The sequence below is a fragment of the Comamonas odontotermitis genome (assembly GCF_014207855.1).
In the GTDB taxonomy this organism is placed as follows: Bacteria; Pseudomonadota; Gammaproteobacteria; order Burkholderiales; family Burkholderiaceae_C; genus Comamonas; species Comamonas odontotermitis_A.
Genome location: NZ_JACHKZ010000013.1, coordinates 75,206 through 94,779 on the forward strand (window position 1 = coordinate 75,206; position 19,574 = coordinate 94,779).

General features: G+C 62.3%; 17 protein-coding genes. 10 read left to right on the forward strand and 7 right to left on the reverse strand.

The window, feature by feature from the left end:
- Window positions 1–7 precede the first annotated feature (7 nt).
- Together HNP33_RS11810 and HNP33_RS11815 are read left to right on the forward strand one after the other, a co-directional pair.
- Complete coding sequence (locus tag HNP33_RS11810) at window positions 8–634, forward strand: TetR/AcrR family transcriptional regulator (protein ID WP_184708581.1); 627 nt, start codon at window positions 8–10, stop codon at window positions 632–634.
- A 399-nt stretch (window positions 635–1,033) separates the two neighbouring features.
- Window positions 1,034–1,804 (forward strand): SIR2 family NAD-dependent protein deacylase, encoded by a 771-nt coding sequence (locus tag HNP33_RS11815; RefSeq protein ID WP_184708579.1) that lies wholly within the window; start codon window positions 1,034–1,036, stop codon window positions 1,802–1,804.
- A 57-nt stretch (window positions 1,805–1,861) separates the two neighbouring features.
- On the opposite strand, the gene HNP33_RS11820 is transcribed toward HNP33_RS11815, so the two are convergent.
- Entirely contained in the window at window positions 1,862–2,824 is a 963-nt protein-coding gene (locus HNP33_RS11820) for an aldo/keto reductase (protein ID WP_184708578.1), read from the reverse strand.
- 329 nt (window positions 2,825–3,153) lie between these two features.
- Here HNP33_RS11820 and HNP33_RS11825 point away from each other — a divergent pair, with 329 nt between their 5' ends.
- Window positions 3,154–3,591: a universal stress protein gene (locus HNP33_RS11825; RefSeq protein ID WP_184708576.1), complete on the forward strand. Its 438-nt coding sequence runs from the start codon at window positions 3,154–3,156 to the stop codon at window positions 3,589–3,591.
- Between the two features lie 412 nt (window positions 3,592–4,003).
- The gene (locus HNP33_RS11830) at window positions 4,004–4,759 is read left to right on the forward strand and encodes a 2OG-Fe dioxygenase family protein (RefSeq protein WP_418903841.1); all 756 of its coding nucleotides are present in this window, start codon (window positions 4,004–4,006) and stop codon (window positions 4,757–4,759) included.
- A gap of 90 nt (window positions 4,760–4,849) precedes the next feature.
- Here the strand turns inward: HNP33_RS11830 and HNP33_RS11835 are convergent, their stop codons facing one another.
- Window positions 4,850–5,836 (reverse strand): Bug family tripartite tricarboxylate transporter substrate binding protein, encoded by a 987-nt coding sequence (locus tag HNP33_RS11835; protein ID WP_184708572.1) that lies wholly within the window; start codon window positions 5,834–5,836, stop codon window positions 4,850–4,852.
- 275 nt (window positions 5,837–6,111) lie between these two features.
- On the opposite strand from HNP33_RS11835, the gene HNP33_RS11840 reads away from it, so the two are divergent.
- On the forward strand, window positions 6,112–6,666 hold the full coding sequence (locus tag HNP33_RS11840; protein ID WP_184708570.1) for a peroxiredoxin: 555 nt from the start codon (window positions 6,112–6,114) through the stop codon (window positions 6,664–6,666).
- Between the two features lie 169 nt (window positions 6,667–6,835).
- Here the strand turns inward: HNP33_RS11840 and HNP33_RS11845 are convergent, their stop codons facing one another.
- Window positions 6,836–8,698 carry a heavy metal translocating P-type ATPase gene (locus HNP33_RS11845; RefSeq protein WP_418903840.1) on the reverse strand — a complete coding sequence of 621 codons (1,863 nt, stop codon included), beginning with the start codon at window positions 8,696–8,698 and terminating at the stop codon, window positions 6,836–6,838.
- On the opposite strand from HNP33_RS11845, the gene HNP33_RS21045 reads away from it, so the two are divergent.
- The 4 genes from HNP33_RS21045 to HNP33_RS11860 all read left to right on the forward strand — a co-directional run bounded on the left by HNP33_RS21045 (window position 8,678) and on the right by HNP33_RS11860 (window position 11,091).
- Entirely contained in the window at window positions 8,678–9,001 is a 324-nt protein-coding gene (locus HNP33_RS21045) for a hypothetical protein (RefSeq protein WP_233464503.1), read from the forward strand. The two genes, HNP33_RS11845 and HNP33_RS21045, sit on opposite strands and share 21 nt — an antisense overlap.
- 109 nt (window positions 9,002–9,110) lie before the next feature.
- Window positions 9,111–9,572: a Cd(II)/Pb(II)-responsive transcriptional regulator gene (locus HNP33_RS11850; protein WP_184708565.1), complete on the forward strand. Its 462-nt coding sequence runs from the start codon at window positions 9,111–9,113 to the stop codon at window positions 9,570–9,572.
- 202 nt (window positions 9,573–9,774) lie between these two features.
- Entirely contained in the window at window positions 9,775–10,590 is an 816-nt protein-coding gene (locus HNP33_RS11855) for an MlaE family ABC transporter permease (RefSeq protein ID WP_184708563.1), read from the forward strand.
- A 78-nt stretch (window positions 10,591–10,668) separates the two neighbouring features.
- The gene (locus HNP33_RS11860; RefSeq protein WP_184708561.1) at window positions 10,669–11,091 is read left to right on the forward strand and encodes a helix-turn-helix domain-containing protein; all 423 of its coding nucleotides are present in this window, start codon (window positions 10,669–10,671) and stop codon (window positions 11,089–11,091) included.
- Window positions 11,092–11,136: 45 nt separating this feature from the next.
- Here the strand turns inward: HNP33_RS11860 and metE are convergent, their stop codons facing one another.
- Window positions 11,137–13,458: a 5-methyltetrahydropteroyltriglutamate--homocysteine S-methyltransferase gene (metE, locus tag HNP33_RS11865; protein WP_184708559.1), complete on the reverse strand. Its 2,322-nt coding sequence runs from the start codon at window positions 13,456–13,458 to the stop codon at window positions 11,137–11,139.
- 137 nt (window positions 13,459–13,595) lie between these two features.
- Between metE and HNP33_RS11870 the strand changes: the two genes are divergently transcribed.
- Entirely contained in the window at window positions 13,596–14,489 is an 894-nt protein-coding gene (locus HNP33_RS11870; RefSeq protein ID WP_184708557.1) for a LysR family transcriptional regulator, read from the forward strand.
- Between the two features lie 192 nt (window positions 14,490–14,681).
- Here the strand turns inward: HNP33_RS11870 and HNP33_RS11875 are convergent, their stop codons facing one another.
- The 3 genes from HNP33_RS11875 to acnD form a co-directional block, all read right to left on the reverse strand.
- Window positions 14,682–15,542 carry an isocitrate lyase/PEP mutase family protein gene (locus HNP33_RS11875; protein ID WP_184708555.1) on the reverse strand — a complete coding sequence of 287 codons (861 nt, stop codon included), beginning with the start codon at window positions 15,540–15,542 and terminating at the stop codon, window positions 14,682–14,684.
- 87 nt (window positions 15,543–15,629) lie between these two features.
- Window positions 15,630–16,847, reverse strand: coding sequence for a 2-methylaconitate cis-trans isomerase PrpF (gene prpF / locus HNP33_RS11880; RefSeq protein ID WP_184708699.1), 1,218 nt, complete (start codon window positions 16,845–16,847; stop codon window positions 15,630–15,632).
- Between the two features lie 91 nt (window positions 16,848–16,938).
- Window positions 16,939–19,566, reverse strand: a complete 2,628-nt coding sequence (gene acnD, locus HNP33_RS11885) for a Fe/S-dependent 2-methylisocitrate dehydratase AcnD (RefSeq protein WP_184708552.1) — start codon at window positions 19,564–19,566, stop codon at window positions 16,939–16,941.
- Between the last annotated feature and the right edge of the window lie 8 nt (window positions 19,567–19,574).

Consider the following 19,574-nt stretch of genomic DNA (forward strand, 5'->3'; position numbering starts at 1 on the left):
ATTGCGAATGAGTTCGAGAGACCGATACCACCACGGAGATCTACGCCAGGCGATGGTGGCGGCAGGGCTGGCGCTGGCCCGCGAAGGAGGGCCCCAAGCCGTTGTTCTGCGTGAAGTGAGCAGGCTCACTGGCGTGGCACCCAATGCGGCTTACCGGCACTTTGCCAACCATCTGGCATTGTTTGAAGCGGTACGCGCCGCGGCGCTGGGAGCCTTGGCACAGGCGATAGAGCAGGAGATGAAGGCTGCCGAGCAATTGCCTGATGCGGTTGCGCGTGCGCGGGGCCTGCTGGCGGCGGTTGGGCGCGGCTATCTGCGTTTTGCAGAGGCAGAGACTGGCTGGTTTCGCACGGCATTTGCTGCTGGCGCCTTTGATGTGAAGGTACCACCAGACCCCAGCCGCACGGCGGACAAAGGCCTCAACCCATACGAGCTGCTGAGCTACGCGCTGGATGCCATGGCCGCAGCGGGCGTGCTTCCGCCAGAGCGCAGGCCGGGGGCCGAGTTTCTCGCATGGTCCACAGTGCACGGCATGGCCATGCTCAGCATCGATGGGCCGTTGCGCAGCGCTACGCCAGAGCAGCGCAAGGCCTTGGGGCTGCGGCTTTTGGCCATGGTGGAAAAGGGGATCTAAGACCCTGTTCAAAGTCTCTACGCAACCGCGTTGGAGCCCAATGGGGATGGGTTCAAGCGATGTAGCGAAGCTTGGGCTCATGCCCAAGCGAGATGTAGTGCGCAGAAATCGCCCGATTTCGCCCCAACCCGCAGGGACGATCTACGTCGTAGCAGATCCTCGCAATAGCAGTGCTATTGCTGCGGTACTGCGCCGCTAGGCGCACCCCTCGCATCTCGTCGCGCCAAGGTACTGTCGCGGCGCGAGGAGACTTTGAACAGGTTCTAAGGGCATTTGAGGGAATCTCAGAAGCTCAGGGCAGGTTGGAGGCAGTGGCGCTGCATTCCGCGATGCCGCAGCGCTGCTGTAGTGCATTGCGCTTGCCGTATGCTGGCTCCCCTGTTTTTATCGCCATTCTGCATGCCCGCCGCTCCCAGCCACAACCCTTCGCACGCTTCTGCCTTTGACATCGCCCTGGTGGCGCAATGGATTGCCGATGCGCGCCACCTGCTGGTGCTCACAGGCGCTGGCGTGAGCGCCGAGTCGGGCGTACCAACCTTTCGTGATGCGCAGACGGGTTTCTGGGCGCAATTCAGCCCGGAAGACATGGCGAGCGAAGCCGGGTATCTGGCCCATCCACAGCGGGTCTGGGACTGGTACCAGTACCGCCGCCGGCTGGTGTCCGAGGTGGCGCCCAATGCGGGCCACTTCGCACTGGCGCAGTGGCAGGCTCAGCATCCCGAGCGGCTCACCCTGGTCACGCAGAATGTCGATGGCCTGCACCAGCGCGCAGGCAGCAGCACGGTGCTGTGCCTGCACGGCAACCTGATGGAAAACCGCTGGCTGCTGCCGCCCAAGCCCTGCTGCGACATGCGCTTTACCGAAGACGATGGCCCGCCCCAGTGCCCGGGCTGCGGCAACTACCTGCGCCCTGCGGTGGTCTGGTTTGGCGAGAACCTGCCGCATGCCGAGCTGCAGCAGGCGCAGGACGCCGCCAAGGGCTGCGATGTGATGCTGGTGGTGGGCACCTCCGGCAACGTCTACCCAGCCGCCGGGCTGGCGCACATCGCGGCGCGCGGAGGGGCCCGTGTAGTCATCATCAACCCCCAGGCCACGGGGCTGGACCAGGTGGCCGATATGCGGCTGCAAGGTACATCGGCCGATCTGCTGCCGCAACTGCTGAAAATGTAGAAAAACCGGCCGCCAGCCCACAGCTGGCGCACGCTCGCCATCCTGTTCTGGTGGCAATCAGGCTTGCGCGCTGGCAGCGTTCAAGCGGGCCATGGCGTCATCATCGAGTTGCAGCTGGCTCGCCTTGATGAGCGATTGCATCTGCTGCATGTTGGAGGCGCTGGCAATGGGCGATGCAATGGCGGGCTGGCGCATCACCCAGGCGACTGCGATTTCTCCCAGCTCGGCACCAATGCGCGCGGCAACTTCCTCCATGGCGGCCAGAATGCGCAGGCCGCGTTCATTGAGGTACAGGCTGGTGGTTTTGGCACCGCGCGGGCTCTTGCCAGCGTCTGCTGCCGTGCGGTATTTGCCGGTCAGAAAACCCGCGGCCAGAGAGTAGAAATTGATCACTCCCACACCGTTTTGCAGGCACAGCGGTTGCAACTCTTTCTCGAACACGGCACGGTCATACAGGTTGTAGAGGGGCTGCAGGCTTTCATAGCGTGGCAGGCGGTGCTTTTCACTGGTCTGCAGGGCCTGGGCGAAGCGCGCGGCGCTGTAATTGCTGGCACCGACTGCGCGAACCTTGCCTTGCTGGATGAGCTCGCAAAAGGTTCCCATCACATCTTCGATCGGTACATTGGGATCGTCATCATGCGTTTGGTACAGATCGATGTAATCGGTCTGCAGGCGCTTGAGCGACGCATCAACCGCCTGGCGAATGTAGTCGGGGCGCAGGCCGACCTTGCCTTCACCCATCTCCTTGCCCACCTTGGTGGCCAGCACGAGCTGGTGACGCTTTCCCGATTTGCGCAGCCACTTGCCGATCATGGTCTCGGATTCACCGCCCTGGTGGCCCGGCGCCCAGCGCGAATAGACATCGGCGGTATCGACAAAGTTCATGCCCCCATCGAGCCAGGCATCCAGCAGGCTGAAGCTGGTGGATTCATCCGCTGTCCAGCCAAACACATTGCCGCCAAAACACAGTGGCGAGACTTGAAGAGGAGAGCGGCCCAGAGGGCGCAGGGTGGTGGGCATGATCGGCCTTTTGCATGAAGGATGGGAGCAGACGCCGTGCAGCGTCAGCGACCAGAATCTGGTCATTATGGAGGCGCGTGCGGCGCTTGCTATCAAGTGCATGACAGCGCCACAGCAAGGTTGCGAATGGCGGCGTTGCAGAGCGCGGCTGTCCCACCAAAAATGCCCGGTAAGTCGCTCTGGCATTGGGTGTTGCTTGCATGGAGTGCTGCGCCTCCTGGCCCAATCTCCATGCATCCATCCATTGATTCCTGCGTTTTGGGTTTGCCCTGCTATCTGAATTGCGGTACAACCAATGACAAGCGCAACAACTGGAAGGAGTAGAGACCATGTTCAAACACATTCTGGTTCCGGTCGATGGTTCACCCACATCGATGCTGGCAGTCAACCAGGCTGCAGGGCTTGCCAAGGTGTTCGGCAGCCAGGTCACCGCCGTGTATGTGATCGATCCCTATCCATTCACGGGCGTGGGCGCCGATTTTGCATATGGCCAGGCACAGTATCTGTCCGCTGCGACGGCGGATGCCCATGCGGCGCTCGACAGCGTCAAATCCGCCATGGAGCAGGCAGGCATTCCGGTCGATACGGTAATGGGCGAAGGCCATTCGGTGCATGACGGCATCATGGAAGCGGCCAAGACCACCGGTGCCGATCTGATCGTGATGGGCTCTCACGGCCGCCGGGGCCTGGAAAAGCTGGTGCTCGGCAGTGTCACGCAGCGGGTACTTGGCGACAGTCTCATCCCTGTGCTTGTGGTGCGTCAGTAAGCGGTGGCTTCCATGACCAATGGGCCGCGCAGCCACAAAAAGGCCCCGTTGCGGGGCCTTTTTTGTGCCTGCTCGGTTGCATTATTGATTTCAGTTAATAAAAATCGGTGTCAATTATTAATAATTGTTAATCAAGCCTTCGAATTTTCATAGAATCCATACCGTTGGGGGCAACAAGGCGGAAGTGCGTACGTTTTTTTGGACTTCTGCAGGCCTGTATTCAAGGCAGCACGGCTGCAAAGATGAAATGCAAGCGATGTGTCTTGCCAGGCTGCCAAACACTTCAGCGGAGGGAGGGCTCCGCGTGGGGCTGCGTGTGTACGCAGCCCCACATTTTTATGTGCAGGCCGAAAACACCATGGCGATGCAATGCCATTGCATGAGGTCTAATCTCCCCGCATTCTGAAGACGAATCAACATGCAAGCCTTTCCTCCTCCCTATTGCGATGCCCAAAACGTGGACAGCACCTTGCGTGCATACGGTTATGCAGTGCTCAGCCCTGCAACCGTGGCGCACTGGGCCCAGTGTGATGGTGAACTGTTGCCCCAGCTGGCTGGCAGCTGGAACGATATGCCCGATGACGCCTATCTGAAGGATGGCGGCCGGTACCGCAAGCGCCGCCATTCCTGCTACGTGGTGCAATCGGGCGCTGTGCGGGCCGTGGCGCACCGGGCGCACTGGCAGCCGGTGCAGTACAACGCCTTGCATGGAGGCATGCAGCGCTGGTTCGAGCCGGTATTGCCTGCCACCAATGACAACCCCGCCTGGATGCAGCTGCTGCTGGCGCTGGGGCGCACCTCCAGTGCGCTGTTCGACTCTGGTGCCGATGAGGCCTGGTACACCGAAGCGCACCAGTTCCGTATCGATACTACCGATGGTATCGGTCGTCCTACGCCAGAGGGCGCGCACCGCGATGGGGTCGATCTGGTGGCGGTTTTTCTGGTGGGGCGCACCAATATCAAAGGCGGCGAGACCCGTGTTTTCGATGCGGCAGGCCCGCAAGGGCTGCGCTTTACGTTGACCGAGCCCTGGTCGCTGATGCTGCTCGATGATGCCCGCATGATCCACGAGAGCACGCCCATCCAGCCACTGGATGAATCGGGTGGCCACCGCGACACGCTGGTGGTGACCTTGCGGCGTCGGGCCTTTCAGGGCGACGACGCCTGATCTCGCCTACGCACTTTTTGTTTCTTGAAAAAAAGCTGCCCGCGCTTGTATACCAAGCGCGGGCAGCTTTCTATTTGGAGGCGATCAGCTTTACTGGATCGCTGCACCCGACGATTCGACGATGGCCTTGGAATCCTTGAAGTCCTGGTGGAAGAACTTGTCGAAATCGGCCACTGACATGGCCTGAGGCTCGGCGCCCTGGGCCTGGATGGCTTCCTGCACGCCCTTGTCGGCCAGGAGCTTGTTCACTTCGGTGTTCAGCTTGGTAACGATGGGTGCTGGCAGGTTCTTGGGGCCGAACAGACCGTACCAGGTACTCACATCAAAACCTTTCATGCCCAGCTCGGCCACGGTAGGCACATCAGGCAGCGACGAGCTGCGCTTGGCAGAGGTAACGGCGAGTGGGCGCAGTTTTCCGGCCTTGATCTGGCCAATGGCCGATGGCACGGACGACACCAGCAGATCGACATTGCCTGACAGGGTGTCGACCAGGGCAGGGTTGGAGCCCTTGTATGGCACGTGGGTCAGCTTCACGCCCGCAGCCTTCTCGAACAGCACGCCCGCAATGTGAATGCTGGTGCCGTTGCCGGGCGAGCCGTAGGTGATCTTGCCCGGGTCGGCCTTGGCTGCGGCGATCACATCATTCAAGGTCTTGAACTTGCTGGTCTCTGCGGTGGCGATGATGACGGGCGAGTAGGCCACATGGGCAATCGGTGTCAGATCCTTGGCTGGGTTCCAGGGCAGGCCCTTGTACAGGTAGTAGCCCAGCACCACGTTGTCCTTCTGGCCCATCACGATGTCATAGCCGGTGGGCTGGGCCTTGGTGGCTTCGGTGATGCCAATGGTGCCGCCCGCGCCTGCGCGGTTGTCGGCCACCACGGTCCAGTGGTTGTGTTCGGTCAGCTTCTGCGCAATGATGCGCGAGAGGATGTCGGTGCCTCCGCCTGGCGGGAAGGGCACGATCATGCGAACGGGCTTACTGCCAGGGTAGTCGCTGGCGGGGGCTTGGGCCTGGGCCCCGGCTGCGGCGCCCAGGGCCACAGCCATGACGCCAAAACGCAGAACTTGTTGGATCATCGAATTTGTCTCCTGTAGGAATCACACCATCGCATGTCTCAGGCGAATTGCAGGGTGTGGGAGGGTGTATATACGGCCAATGCGGTGATGATGTATGCCATCACGCCAAGTTGCGTATTCTATGGGGTTGTGGCCGTTGGATGACTTCGCTGTTGCAGACCTGTGATGCAATGACCACGAGGAGCGCGCGAAAAGCGCGCTGGCCGTGCTGCCTAAATACGAAGACCGTATACGAAGGCTGCGGCCTGGCGCAAACAGTACTGAAAGGATAGGCAATGGCTTTCAAGATGATTTCAGCGGTGCTTGCCACTGCCGGCATGCTGTGGTTGGCTGCACCCGCGCAAGCCGCCTTGGCGGTAGGGGCGACGGCGCCTGTATTCACGACGCAGTCTGCGCTGGCGGGCAAGGCGCAGCCGTTTGATATGGCGGCTGCCCTCAAGGGCGGGCCGGTAGTGCTGTACTTTTTTCCCAAGGCATACACACAGGGCTGCACCCTGGAGGCCCATGCATTTGCCGAGGCCACGCCGCAATTTGCAGCCCTTGGGGCGCGGGTGGTGGGCATATCGCATGACGATATCGCCACCTTGCAGAAATTCTCGACCGAGGCTTGCCGAGACCAATTTGTCGTTGCATCCGATCCCGAGGCAAAGGCCATTCAGGCCTACGATGCCGGATCGGCCGCACGCCCTGGCACGGCATCGCGCATTTCGTATGTGATCGCGCCCAACGGCAAGGTGCTGTTCATGCACGAAGGCAGCGACCCGATCGAGCATGTGCAGCAGACCCTCAAAGCCGTGCAGCAGTGGAAGGCTGCGCACAAGCAGCCTTGAGAAACAGAGTTGGTATCGAGGTACTGACCAGCGCTCGTGCCGGCTGAGTCAATTGCGCCAACTGCGCCAATTGTGCCAATTGCGCCAGTCAGGCCCGTTGAATGTGAGCACGCCAAAAAAGCAAAAGCGCGGATGCTTCCGCGCTTTTTCACAGGGTGCGGCCGGGGGCTTACTGGGCAAAGCCCTTCCACAGCCGCAGGCGCAGTCCATTGGCCACGACCAGCAGGCTCACCCCCATGTCAGCTACCACGGCCATCCACATGCTGGCATTGCCCGTCAACGCCAGTACAAAGAACACCACCTTCACTCCCAATGCCAGTGTGATGTTCTGCCACAGTACATCATGGGCGTGGCGTGAGAGTGCGACGGTCTGTGGAATGCGGCGCAGGTCATCGTTCATCAGCACCACATCGGCGGTTTCCATCGCCATGTCGGTGGCGTGGGTGCCACCCATGGCAAAGGCCAGGTCCGCCTTGGCAAGGGCTGGGGCATCGTTGATGCCATCGCCCACCATGGCGGTGGGGCCGGTGCCGGTTTGCATCTCGCCGAGGATGCGCAATTTGTCTTCCGGCAGCAGATTGCCCTGGGCCTGCGAGATGCCAGCCTGCAACGCGATGGTGGCTACGGTGGTGCTGTTGTCGCCGCTGAGCACCACGGGCTGCACGCCCACCATCTGCAATTGGCGCACGGCCTCGGGTGCCTGCGCACGCAGCGGGTCGGCGACGGCGAAAATGGCGTGGACCGAGCGCTCATCGGCGAGCAGTGTGACCGTATGGCCCTGCTGCTCGTGGCGCTGCAGCGCTTCTTCCAGGGTTTCACTGGCAATGCCCATTTCGCGCATCAGGCGGAGATTGCCCAGCACATAGCGCGATCCATCAACGGTAGCCGCCATTCCCCGGCCTGGCAGCGCCTCTACATCCTGCGTAGTGTGGCTGGAGAGGTGGGCAGCGAAAGATTCCAGCCCTTTTGCAATGGCGCGAGAGACCGGGTGGTCAGAGCGGCTTGCCAGTTGCCATGCGATGCGCTCTTCTTCGCCCGAGGGCAGGTTGCCCCATACCTGAACTCCCATCAGTTGGGGTTGACCGGTGGTCAGTGTGCCGGTTTTGTCCAGCGCAATGGCGCGCAGGTTGCGGGCGCCTTCCAGTGCACTGCCACCCTTGATCAGCACGCCATTCCTGGCTGCAGCGGTGAGCGCGCTCACTACCGTGACCGGCGTGGAGATGACCAATGCGCAAGGGCAGGCAATCACGAGGAGGGCGAGGGCCTGGTAGATGGACTGGGTCCAGGTCCAGCCCATGGCGAACGGGGCGATCACGGCCAGCGCGATGCCCAGCAGCAGCACGATGGGGGTGTAGATGGCGGCAAAGCGATCCACAAAGCGTTGTGTGGGCGCCTTGGAGGCCTGGGCTTCTTCCACCGCGCGCACGATGCGGCTGATCAGACTTTGCTCGGGGGCGGCGTCCACACGCATCTGCAGCTCGCCTTGCTGGTTGACGCTGCCGGCATACAAAGGGTCACCTACGGATTTTTCGGCCAGCGTACTTTCGCCGGTGATGGGCGCCTGATCGACCGCGCTCTGGCCCTGGGTGACTGTGCCGTCCAGCGGAACACGTGCACCCGGCGCAATGCGCACCACCGAGCCCATGCGCACATCGGCGGCCAGCATGCGCTGCGTGCTGCCATCGGGCTGCACTACATCGGCTTCTTGCGGAGCGAGATTCAGCAGGTCGCGTATGGCATTGCGTGCGCGGTCCATGGCCATGTCTTCAATGCGCTCGGCGGCGGCATACAGCGCCATCACCATGGCTGCTTCGGGCCACTGGCCAATGATGAAGGCGCCGGTGACGGCAACCGCCATCAGCGCATGGATGCCCAGCTTGAGCTGCAGCAGGCCCTTGATGCCCGCCTTGTAGACACCCAGGCCCGACAACGCAATGGCCACCAGGGCCAGCGCCATGCCGCCGTAGTGCAGCACGTTGTAGTTGGCGCTGCCGGGTTCGCCACTCGCCCAGTGAAAGGCTTCCGCGGCCACGGCTGCCACCAGGGCTGCGCCGATGCGGCCCCAGCCGGGCAGGGCGCCATGGTCGTGGCCATGGTCATCACCACTTTCGCTGGCGTGGTCATGTCCATCGTGGCTGTGCGCGCCAGCCGGGGCCGCCTTGCGTTTGCCGAAGCTCAGATCGATGGTGCCGCAGTCGCAGCACCCGGCGGCCCCTTGGGTAGAGCCGCCACCGCCAGATTCGGTGCTGGCGGTAGCGGGGCCATGGTGCCCGTGTGCCTGGTGATCATGCCTGCGGGCATGACCATGTTCACCGGTATGCGTGTGGGCGTGTGAGTGGGGGTGCGAATGGGAATCCGAATGAAGATCCGGATGGATGGAAGCTGTCAGGTTTTTATCGCTCATGCGAAGATTGGAAACCTTGAAGTCACTTTAAAGTCAAGCCATGGTTGCAACCAGCGCACTCTACAAAATCGGCGAAGCGGCGGCACGCTCTGGCGTATCGGCTGCCAACATCCGCTATTACGAGAAGGAAGGCCTGCTCAGCGCCGGTGCCAGAAGCGAGAGTAGCTATCGTTTATATAGCGATGCTGAAATTCACCAGCTGCGTTTTATCCGCCTGTGCCGCGCCATGGACATGTCCCTGGACGAAGTGCGTTCTTTGCTTGCCCTCGACTGGCACAGTGCAGAGGACTGCGCCGCTGCCCGTACGACGGTGGACACGCACCTGCGCCATGTGCGCGAGCGTCTGCAGGAGTTGCAGACGCTGGAAAAGGAGCTGGTGGCACTGCGGGACTGCTGCGATGGGCACTCTGGCGTCTGCCGCACCATTGAGGCGCTGCACCGGCGCGCCGACATGCAGGACCTGGTGGCGGCCGTGGGCTCTGCTGTAAAGCGCCATGTTTGACGCGGAAAATCGTTGCCGTTCAATGGCTGGGTTGTTTTGCAAGCAATAAAATTTATAGCAGATGGCCTAATGTGGACGAGCGCTACCTATCCTTTTAGGTACGAAATTTCAGCATTGCAGTCATGAGGCGTTGATTCTGCATGCCTTCAGGCGAGGACGGTGCCGGGATTGGCCAGCCTCACCATGGCCTATGATTCTTCCTATGTTGGCAAGCCTGCTTCAACCCCAATGGCCTCACCGCCTGTGGCGCACCACGCAGCGCTGGGTGGTGGCCTGGTGGCGCATTGTGTATCTGGGCGCTGTAGTACTGGTAATGCTGCTCACGCCCAGCAGCTATGGCGCGGTGACCCGCGCGCGGCTTTTGCGGCGCATGTATGTGGATACGGCGCCCATCCTGCTGGGGTTTACTGCGCTGGCGGCGCTGCTGTGCCTGGTGGTGGCGCGCATTGTCTTCGTTACCGCAACGAGCTACGGCCTCTCGCGCGTGGCGGTGGAGATGGTGATCCGCGTGCTGGTGCTGGAGCTGATTCCACTGACCGCAGCGCTGTTTGTGGCCATGCGCTGCTCCATTCCGGCGGGGGCCACGCTGGCGCGCCTGCGCGAGAGCGGGCATTTTGGCCGCCTGCGCGCACAGGGGTTTGATCCGGTGCGCAGCGAGATGCTGCCGCTGGTGGTTGCCAGCATGTATGCATCGATCACGCTGGCAGCGCTGTCCTGTGTGGTGTCGCTGGTCATGGTGTACTTCAGTGTCTACGGCTTCAGCCTGGTGGGGGTGGATTTATATACCCGCATGTTCGGCAACGTGTTCAGTCCCATGGTGACCTGGCTGTTTGCCCTCAAGACTTTGTTGTTCAGCCTGGCAGTGGCCTTGATACCCACGGCATCTGCCATGTACCGCCCCTACGGCATGCGCGATGAAGAGGTTCTGGGCCCGGAATCCGACCTTTCCGGATTGGCGCGCATGTTTGCCGTGCTGCTGCTGATTGAAGTTGCCTCCTTGCTCGGCAACTACTTTTGACGAGGCTTTGCAGGGAGCGTTGGCAGGCTGGGGCTTGTACTATTTGCCAGAAATCGGCGAGATGTCGCAAAATGGCTCATGCCCAATATTGCTGCACTCCTCAAATCCGAGATCACACGCGTGGCCCGCAAGGAAATCCGCGCAGAGATCGAATCCCTGCGCAAGGCGGTGAGCGCGCAACGCTCGGCCATCGCCGCGCTCAAGCGTGAAATCGCCGAAGTGCGCAAGATGGCCAGCAAAGGCCCGCAGGCGCCCAAAGCAGCGGCAACTGCCAGTGATGCGGCCGAAGCTGGCGTCCAGCGGCGCTTCAGTCCGTCGCGGCTGGCGGTGCACCGCCAGAAAATCGGGTTGTCGGCAGCGCAGTATGGTGCCCTGGTTGGGGTAACAGGCCAAAGCATCTACAAGTACGAGCAAGGCAAGGCGCGGCCGCACGCCGCAACGGTGCGCAAGCTGTCAGAACTGAAGGAGCGCAGCAAGGCGCAGATTCTGGCCAGCCTGTAGTAGCGCCGAGCAAGCCATTGCGGCGGCCTGCCCTGCTGCACACCGTCAAACGGCTGCTTCCACCACATCCTTCTGTGCCAGTGCCGTGTTGCGCAAAACCTTGGCTGCGGCCACCATCTGTGCCAATGCCGGTAGTACCTCGGCCCATTGGCGGGTCTTGAGGCCGCAGTCCGGGTTGACCCACAGGCGCTGCGCCGGAATGCGCTCTGCCGCCTTTTTCATCAAGCCCACAATGTGTTCCTGTGTCGGGATGTTGGGCGAATGGATGTCGTACACGCCCGGGCCAATCTCGTTGGGGTATTGAAAGTTCTCGAAGGCGCCGAGCAATTCCATGTCCGAGCGGGAGGTTTCGATGGTGATCACATCGGCATCCATATCTGCTATCGACGCGATGATGTCGTTGAACTCCGAGTAGCACATATGGGTGTGGATCTGTGTTTCGTCGCCTACGCCATTGGCGGTGATGCGGAACGATTCCACCGCCCAGTGCAGGTACTGCTGCCATTGTGATTTGCGCAGCGGCAGGCCTTCGCGCAGTGCGGCCTCATCGATCTGGATGATGCGCACACCAGCCTTTTCCAGATCGAGCACTTCCTCACGGATGGCCAGGGCCAGCTGGTAGCATGACTGCCAGCGTGGCTGGTCGTCGCGCACGAATGACCAGTTGAGGATGGTGACCGGGCCGGTCAGCATGCCCTTCATCGGACGGCTGGTGAGCGACTGGGCGAACCGGGTCCATTCCACCGTCATCGCCTTGGGTCGGCTGATGTCGCCAAACAGGATGGGCGGCTTCACGCAGCGCGAACCATAGGACTGCACCCAGCCAAACTGGCTGAAGGCATAACCGTCGAGCTGTTCGCCAAAGTACTCGACCATGTCGTTGCGCTCGGCTTCGCCGTGCACCAGTACGTCCAGATCCAGCGCTTCCTGTTCGCGCACGCTGCGCGCGATCTCGGCGCGCATGGCGGTCTGGTAGCCATTCTGATCCAACCGGCCTGCCTTGAATTCGCTGCGTGCATGCCGGATTTCTGCGGTCTGCGGAAACGAACCGATGGTGGTGGTGGGGAAGGCGGGCAGGCCAAGCCGGGCCGCCTGCTTGGCCGCGCGCACGGGGTAGGCGTTTTGGCGCTGGCCCAGCGCTGGGGTGAGCTGCGCCACGGCGGCGCGCACTGCCGGGTTGTGAACACGGGGCGAGTTGCGCCGCGCTTTCAACGCCGCTGCGTTGCTTGCAAGCTCTGCGGCTACCGACGCTCGGCCATCAGACAGCGCCTTGCCCAGCACGCGCAGCTCATTGAGCTTTTGCAGTGCGTAGGCGAGCCAGGATTTGACTTCTGCATCGAGTTTTTGCTCGCTGTCCAGATCTACAGGCACATGCAGCAGGGAGCAGGTAGGGGCAATCCACAGGCGCTCGCCCAGTTGCTCGGCCAGCGGTTCCACCCAGTCCAGCACGGCGTTCAGATCGGTCTTCCATATATTGCGGCCGTTGATCACGCCCAGCGACAGTACCTTGTGGGCGGGTAGCAGCCCCAGCAGTTGCTGCACATCGCCCTGGCCCTGGATAGCATCAATGTGCAGGCCCGCAACGGGCAGATTGGCTGCCAGGTATTTGTTTTCGGCCAGTTCGCCAAAATAGGTGGCCAGCAGGATCTTGACCTTGCAGGCTTTGAGATGGTGGTAGGCGGTGTTGAGTGCATGCTGCCAGTCGGCGTCCAGCTCGGTCACCAGGATCGGCTCATCGATCTGCACCCATTCCACGCCCTGCGCAGCAAGCGTGTCCAGCAGCTCGGCGTAGACGCGCAGAAGGCGCTCCAGCAGGCCCAGTTTGTCAGCGCCATCCTTGGCCTTGCCGATGGAGAGGTAGGTCACCGGGCCGATGATCACAGGCTTGGCGCGCACGTCCTGGGCGCGGGCTTCGGTCAATTGCTCCACGAGGCGCGTGGAATCAAGCTGGAACCGGGTGTCCGCCGTGAACTCGGGCACGATGTAGTGGTAGTTGGTATCGAACCACTTGGTCATCTCGCCCGCGGCCACGCCTGCGCCGCAGCACGGGGCTTCTGGGGTGGTTGCCGAGCGACCACGGGCCACGCGGAAATAGTTGTCCAGCGCATCGCCATGAAAACCCTGCACGCGCTCGGGCAGGTTGCCCAGGGCGAAGCTCATGTCCAGCACCTGGTCGTAGAAGGAGAAATCGCCCACGGGCACCAGATCGAGGTCTTGCTGGCTGGCCCAGTGGCGTGCGCGCAGTTGGGCGCCCAGAGCCTTCAGTTCGCTGCGCGAGGATTCGCCCTTCCAATAGGACTCCAACGCGAACTTGAGTTCGCGCCGTGCGCCAATGCGTGGAAAGCCGAGGTTGTGGATGGTGGTCATGCAGATATTCCGGTATTCAATGAACAGGCCCCGTCTGTGAACGTGGATACGTTCCGAGGGCGACGCACGCATCGTCTTGGATTTGATATATGAAGTAAAATGGTTTTATTTCACGTATCAATGAATTTTGTTCAACTATGCTGGAGCGTATTCATCTCGCCATCGTTCAAGAGGTTGAAAAACAAGGCTCGTTGACCGCCGCGGCCGACGTGCTGTGCGTGACCCAGTCGGCGCTCAGCCACAGCATGAAAAAGCTGGAAGGCCAGCTGGGCACCGCCATCTGGCTGCGCGAAGGCCGCAGCCTGCGCTTGACGCAGGCGGGGCAATACCTGCTGGCCGTGGCCGGGCGCGTGCTGCCGCAGCTCGATCTGGCCGAGGCGCGCCTGCAGCAATTTGCGCAGGGCGAGCGCGGCAGCCTGCGCATCGGCATGGAATGCCACCCCTGCTACCAGTGGCTGCTCAAGATCGTCTCGCCGTATCTGGCGGCATGGCCGGATGTGGACGTGGACGTGAAGCAGAAATTCCAGTTCGGTGGCATTGGCGCGCTTTTTGGCTACGAGATCGACATGCTGGTCACGCCCGATCCCTTGTTCAAGCCCGGTCTGCACTTTGAGCCGGTGTTCGATTACGAGCAGGTACTGGTGGTGGCGGCCAGCCATTCGCTCGCTTCTGCCAGCTACGTGCGCCCAGCGGATCTGGCGCGCGAAGTGCTCATCACCTACCCGGTTGCGGTGGACCGGCTCGACATCTACACCCAGTTTCTGCTGCCCAAGGGCATTACGCCCCGGCGCCACAAGGCCATCGAGACCACTGACATCATGATGCAAATGGTGGCCAGCGGACGTGGTGTGGCTGCGCTGCCGCGCTGGCTGGCGCTGGAATACGCACAGAAGATGGCCGTGGTGCCGCTGCGCCTGGGCGCCAAGGGCATTGCCAAGCAGATTTACCTGGGCGCGCGCGAAGCCGATCTGCACATTGATTACCTGCAGGCCTTCATTGCCCTTGCACGCAAGCCGCTGGCAGCGGGATGAGACCCATTTGCCGGTCGTCAGCTTTTCTTTGGGCATACAAGCGGGCCAGCCAGCTGGCGGTGGCTGCACCCGGGATGCCGTGCCGTCTGCTGCTCCATCAACCCCATGGCCAAGGTGATTGGGGGGCAATAGGTCATCCAGTCTCGGCCCCTACCTGCATCCATCTGGCTGCACCACCGTTCTCGTCTGTACCTATCTGTACTTCTGCTCCAGCGAATCCCAGAAATCCTTGTTCACCAGGCGCTGGCGTTCCAGAAACGGGGCGACGATGGCCGGGTCTTCGTTCACCTGATGGGTATCGCGCAGCAGTGTCAGGCACTTCTGCATGCCGGCCACGGCGCCCTGCAGGGCCGCGTTGGCGTAGAGCACAAAGCCAAAGCCCAACTGCCCCAGTTCATCGGCGTTGAAGATGGGCGTCTTGCCGCCGATCACCATGTTCATGAGCTGGGGCGCCTTGACGCGCTGGGGCAGGGCACGCACCTGTGCCTGCTCGGTCACGGCTTCGACGAACAGGATATCGGCGCCTGCTTCCTCAAAGGCCTGGGCGCGCTCGATGGCAGCCTCGAAACCGTGGACGGCAGCCGCATCGGTACGGGCCATGATGAGTGTGCCTTCGTCGCGCCGGGCGTCGACCGCAGCCTTGATCTTGCCCAGCATTTCGCTGGTCTCGATCACCGCCTTGCCATTGAAGTGGCCGCAGCGCTTGGGGCTGACCTGGTCTTCGAGCTGAATGCAGTCGGCGCCTGCGCGCTCCAGCGTGCGCACGGCGTGGTAGGTGTTGAGGGCATTGCCAAAGCCTGTGTCGGCATCGACAAGCAGCGGTACCTCCACCGCGTCGCGGATGCGGGCCGTGTGGTCGGCAATGTCGGTCAGGCCCATGAAGCCCTGGTCGGGCATGCCAAACCACATATTGGTGACACCGGCACCCGTCACGTAAATGGCTTCAAAGCCCAGGTCGGCGATCAGCCGTGCCGACAGGGCATTGAAGGCGCCGGGCACGATGACGCCCCGGCGTGCGTCGGCCAAGGCTTGGAGTTGCTGCCTGGAATTCATGGTTTCTCTCTCGTCTTCTCTGTTTTTGATAGCGGAAGGCGTGCTTGAGTAAAGCGCGGAATGGTGTTTTGGTGTGTTGATGGCTAGCTACCGGGCAAGCAGCACCTCGCCCGGCACCCGAATCCAGCCTTCCATCAGAATCCGCGCGCTGCGGCTCATCAGGGCCTTGGTAACCTGCCATTCACCGTTGACGAGCCGGGCCTCGGCGCCTACCCGCATCGTGCCGCTCGGGTGGCCAAAGCGCACGGTCTGGCGCTTGCCCCCGCCTGCAGCCAGGTTCACCAGCGTGCCGGGTACTGCTGCGGCGGTGCCAATGGCAACAGCTGCGGTGCCCATCATGGCGTGGTGCAGCTTGCCCATGGAGAGGGCGCGTACCAGCAGGTCGATGTCCCTGGCCTCAACGCTTTTGCCGCCTGCTGCCTGATAGCCCCGGGGTGGTGCCATAAAGGCAATCTTGGGTGTGTGCTGGCGCGTGGCCGCCTCTGCCAGATCGTGGATCAAGCCCATGCGGAGCGCGCCGTGGGCGCGGATGGTTTCCAACCTGGCCAGGGCGTCTGCGTCGTTGTTGATGGCGTCCTGCAACTCGGTGCCGGTGTAGCCCAGATCACCGGCGTTCACGAAGATGGTGGGGATACCGGCATTGACCATGGTCACGGCAAAGCGGCCGATGCCGGGTACGTCCAATTGGTCGATCAGGTTACCGGTGGGGAAAATTCCGGCGCCTGTGTCACCCGCCTCGCCTTCATCGGCCGGGTCTAAAAATTCCAGCGCCACTTCGGCGGCGGGGAAGGTGACGCCGTCGAGCTCGAAATCCCCGGTTTCCTGGACCTGTCCTTCGGTGATGGGAATGTGCGCCACGATGGTTTTGCCGATATTGGCCTGCCAGATGCGCACGGTGACCATGCCGTTGTGCGGAATTCTCTCCGGGCGGATCAGTCCCATGTGGATGGCACAGGGGCCGACGGCGGCGCTGAGGTTGCCGCAGTTGCCGCTCCAGTCCACCAAGGGCTTGTCGATGGAGACCTGGCCGAATAGGTAATCCACATCGTGGCCTTCGCGCGTGCTCCGGCTCAGGATGACGCCTTTGCTGGTGCTGGACGACGTATTCCCCATCCCGTCGATCTGCTTGCCATACGGGTCGGGGCTGCCCAGCGCGCGCAGAAAGATGGCATCGCGCACGGGGCCTGGCTGCTGGGCGGCGGCTGGTAGATCCTGCAGGAGGAAGAACACGCCCTTGCTGGTGCCGCCGCGCAGGTAGGTGGCGGCAATCCTGATTTGCGGTGCTGGCCGTTGCTGGTCTCTCATGCTGTCTTTCTGTGTGGTTTGCGTGCAGGCTGCGGCATCCTGCATGTTGGCTTGTATCTGATGCATCAAATTTGATAGCGTCTGGCGCCTTCTACACTTGCGGCTCCAGCAGTTTTTCATCATTTTCAGCCAGAAAATCCTGCGCAAATCGTTGCAGAACGCCACCGGCTTCGTAGATGCTGACTTCTTCTGCAGTATCGAGGCGGCAGGTGACCGGTACCTCAAAACTGGAGCCATCACGGCGGTGCACTGCCAATACCAGGCGGGCGCGCGGCTTGCGCGTGCCAAGCACGTCAAAGGTTTCGGTGCCGTCCAGGCCCAGCGTCAGGCGTGTGGTACCGGCTGCGAACTCCAGTGGTAGCACGCCCATGCCGATCAGGTTGGTGCGATGGATGCGCTCGAAGCCCTCTGCCACGATGGCTTCCACACCTGCGAGGCGCACGCCCTTAGCGGCCCAGTCACGGCTGGAGCCCTGGCCGTAGTCGGCCCCGGCAATGATGAGGAGCGGCTGCCTGCGGTCCATATAGGTTTCTATGGCTTCCCACATGCGCATGACGCGGCCTTCCGGCTCCACGCGCGCCAGAGAGCCTTGTTTCACGCTGCCATCGGCGTTCCTTACCATTTCGTTGAACAGCTTGGGGTTGGCGAAGGTGGCGCGCTGGGCCGTGAGATGGTCGCCGCGATGGGTGGCGTAGGAGTTGAAGTCTTCTTCCGGCAGACCCATGCGATGCAGGTATTCGCCTGCGGCGGAGTCCATCAGGATGGCGTTGGAGGGCGAGAGATGGTCGGTGGTGATGTTGTCGGGCAGGATGGCCAGAGGTCGCATGCCGCGCAGCGTGCGCTTGCCTGCCAAGGCGCCTTCCCAGTAAGGCGGGCGGCGGATGTAGGTGCTTTGCGGGCGCCAGGGGTAGAGCGCTTCTTGCTGGGCGCTGGCGCTTTGATGAATGGCGAACATGGGCTCGTACACGGCGCGAAACTGCTCGGGCCTCACGGCCGCTTTCGCCACGGTGTCTATCTCTTCATCGCTGGGCCAGATGTCCTTGAGCCGGATCTCGCGCCCCTGGTGCACGCCCAGCACGTCGTTTTCGATGTCAAAGCGGATGGTGCCTGCAATTGCATAGGCCACCACCAGTGGCGGCGAGGCGAGAAACGCCTGCTTGGCGTAAGGGTGGATGCGTCCGTCAAAGTTGCGATTGCCCGAGAGTACGGCCGTGGTGTAGAGGTCGCGGTCGATGATCTCCTGCTGAATGGCCGGGCTGAGTGCGCCGCTCATGCCGTTGCAGGTGGTGCAGGCAAAGGCGACCACGCCAAAGCCCAGCGCTTCCAGATCGCCAAGCAGCCCCGCCTGCTGCAGGTACAGCGGCACCGTTCTGGAGCCCGGTGCCAGCGATGATTTGACCCAGGGCTTGCGCGCCAGGCCCAGGTTGCGGGCATTGCGCGCCAGCAGGCCGGCGGCGATCACGTTGCGCGGGTTGCTGGTGTTGGTGCAACTGGTGATGGCCGCGATGATGACCGCACCGTCGGGCATGCGGCCTTCTTCCTCCACCCATGCACCGGCAATGCCTCGCGCGGCCAGATCGGTGGTGGGGAGCCGCGCATGCGGGTTGGAGGGACCCGCCATATTGCGCACGACGGAGGACAGGTCGAAGTGCAGGGTGCGCTCGTATTCGGCATGCTCCAACGTGTCGGCCCACAGGCCTGCCTGGCGGGCATAGGTTTCCACCAGTTGCACCTGCGCGGGCTCACGCCCTGTCAGGCGCAGGTAGTCGATGGTCTGCTCGTCAATGGCAAACATGGCGGCCGTGGCGCCATATTCGGGCGCCATGTTGGAGATGGTGGCGCGGTCGCCAATGGTGAGGCTGCGCGCGCCGTCGCCCAGAAATTCCAGATAGGTGCCCACCACTTTCTGCTGGCGCAGAAACTGCGTCAGCGCGAGCACGATATCCGTGGCTGTGATGCCCGGCTGGCGCTTGCCATGCAGCTGAACGCCAACGATCTCGGGCAGGCGCATCCACGAGGCGCGCCCCAGCATCACGCTCTCCGCTTCCAGCCCTCCCACGCCCACCGCGATGACGCCGAGCGCATCGACATGCGGCGTGTGGCTGTCGGTGCCCACCAGCGTGTCAGGGTAGGCTTCGCCGTTGATGGCGTGGATCACGGGGCTCATGCGCTCCAGATTGATCTGGTGCATGATGCCGTTGCCCGGTGCGATCACGTCTACATTCTGGAAGGCGCGCTTGCACCAGTCGATGAAGTGAAAGCGGTCTTCGTTGCGCCGGTCTTCGATGGCGCGGTTCTTTTCGAAGGCCTGCGGATCGAATCCACCGCACTCCACGGAGAGCGAATGGTCCACGATGAGCTGCACGGGCACGACCGGGTTCACCGCCGCTGGATCGCCCCCCTGGCTTGCAATGGCATCGCGCAGGCCGGCCAGATCCACCAGCGCAGTCTGGCCCAGGATGTCGTGGCACACCACACGGGCCGGAAACCACGGAAAGTCGCGCTCGCGCTTGCGCAACGCGATCTGGGTCAGGCATTCGGTAAGGATGGCTGGATCGCAGCGGCGCACCAGGTTTTCGGCGTGAACGCGGCTGGTATAGGGCAGCGTGGCCCAGGCGCCGGGGCGAATGGCATCCACTGCGGCCTGGGCGTTGTAGTAATGCAGCGAGGTGCCTGCCAATGGCTGGCGATAGAGGTTGCTGCTGGGGGGCGTGCGCATGGTTCGGT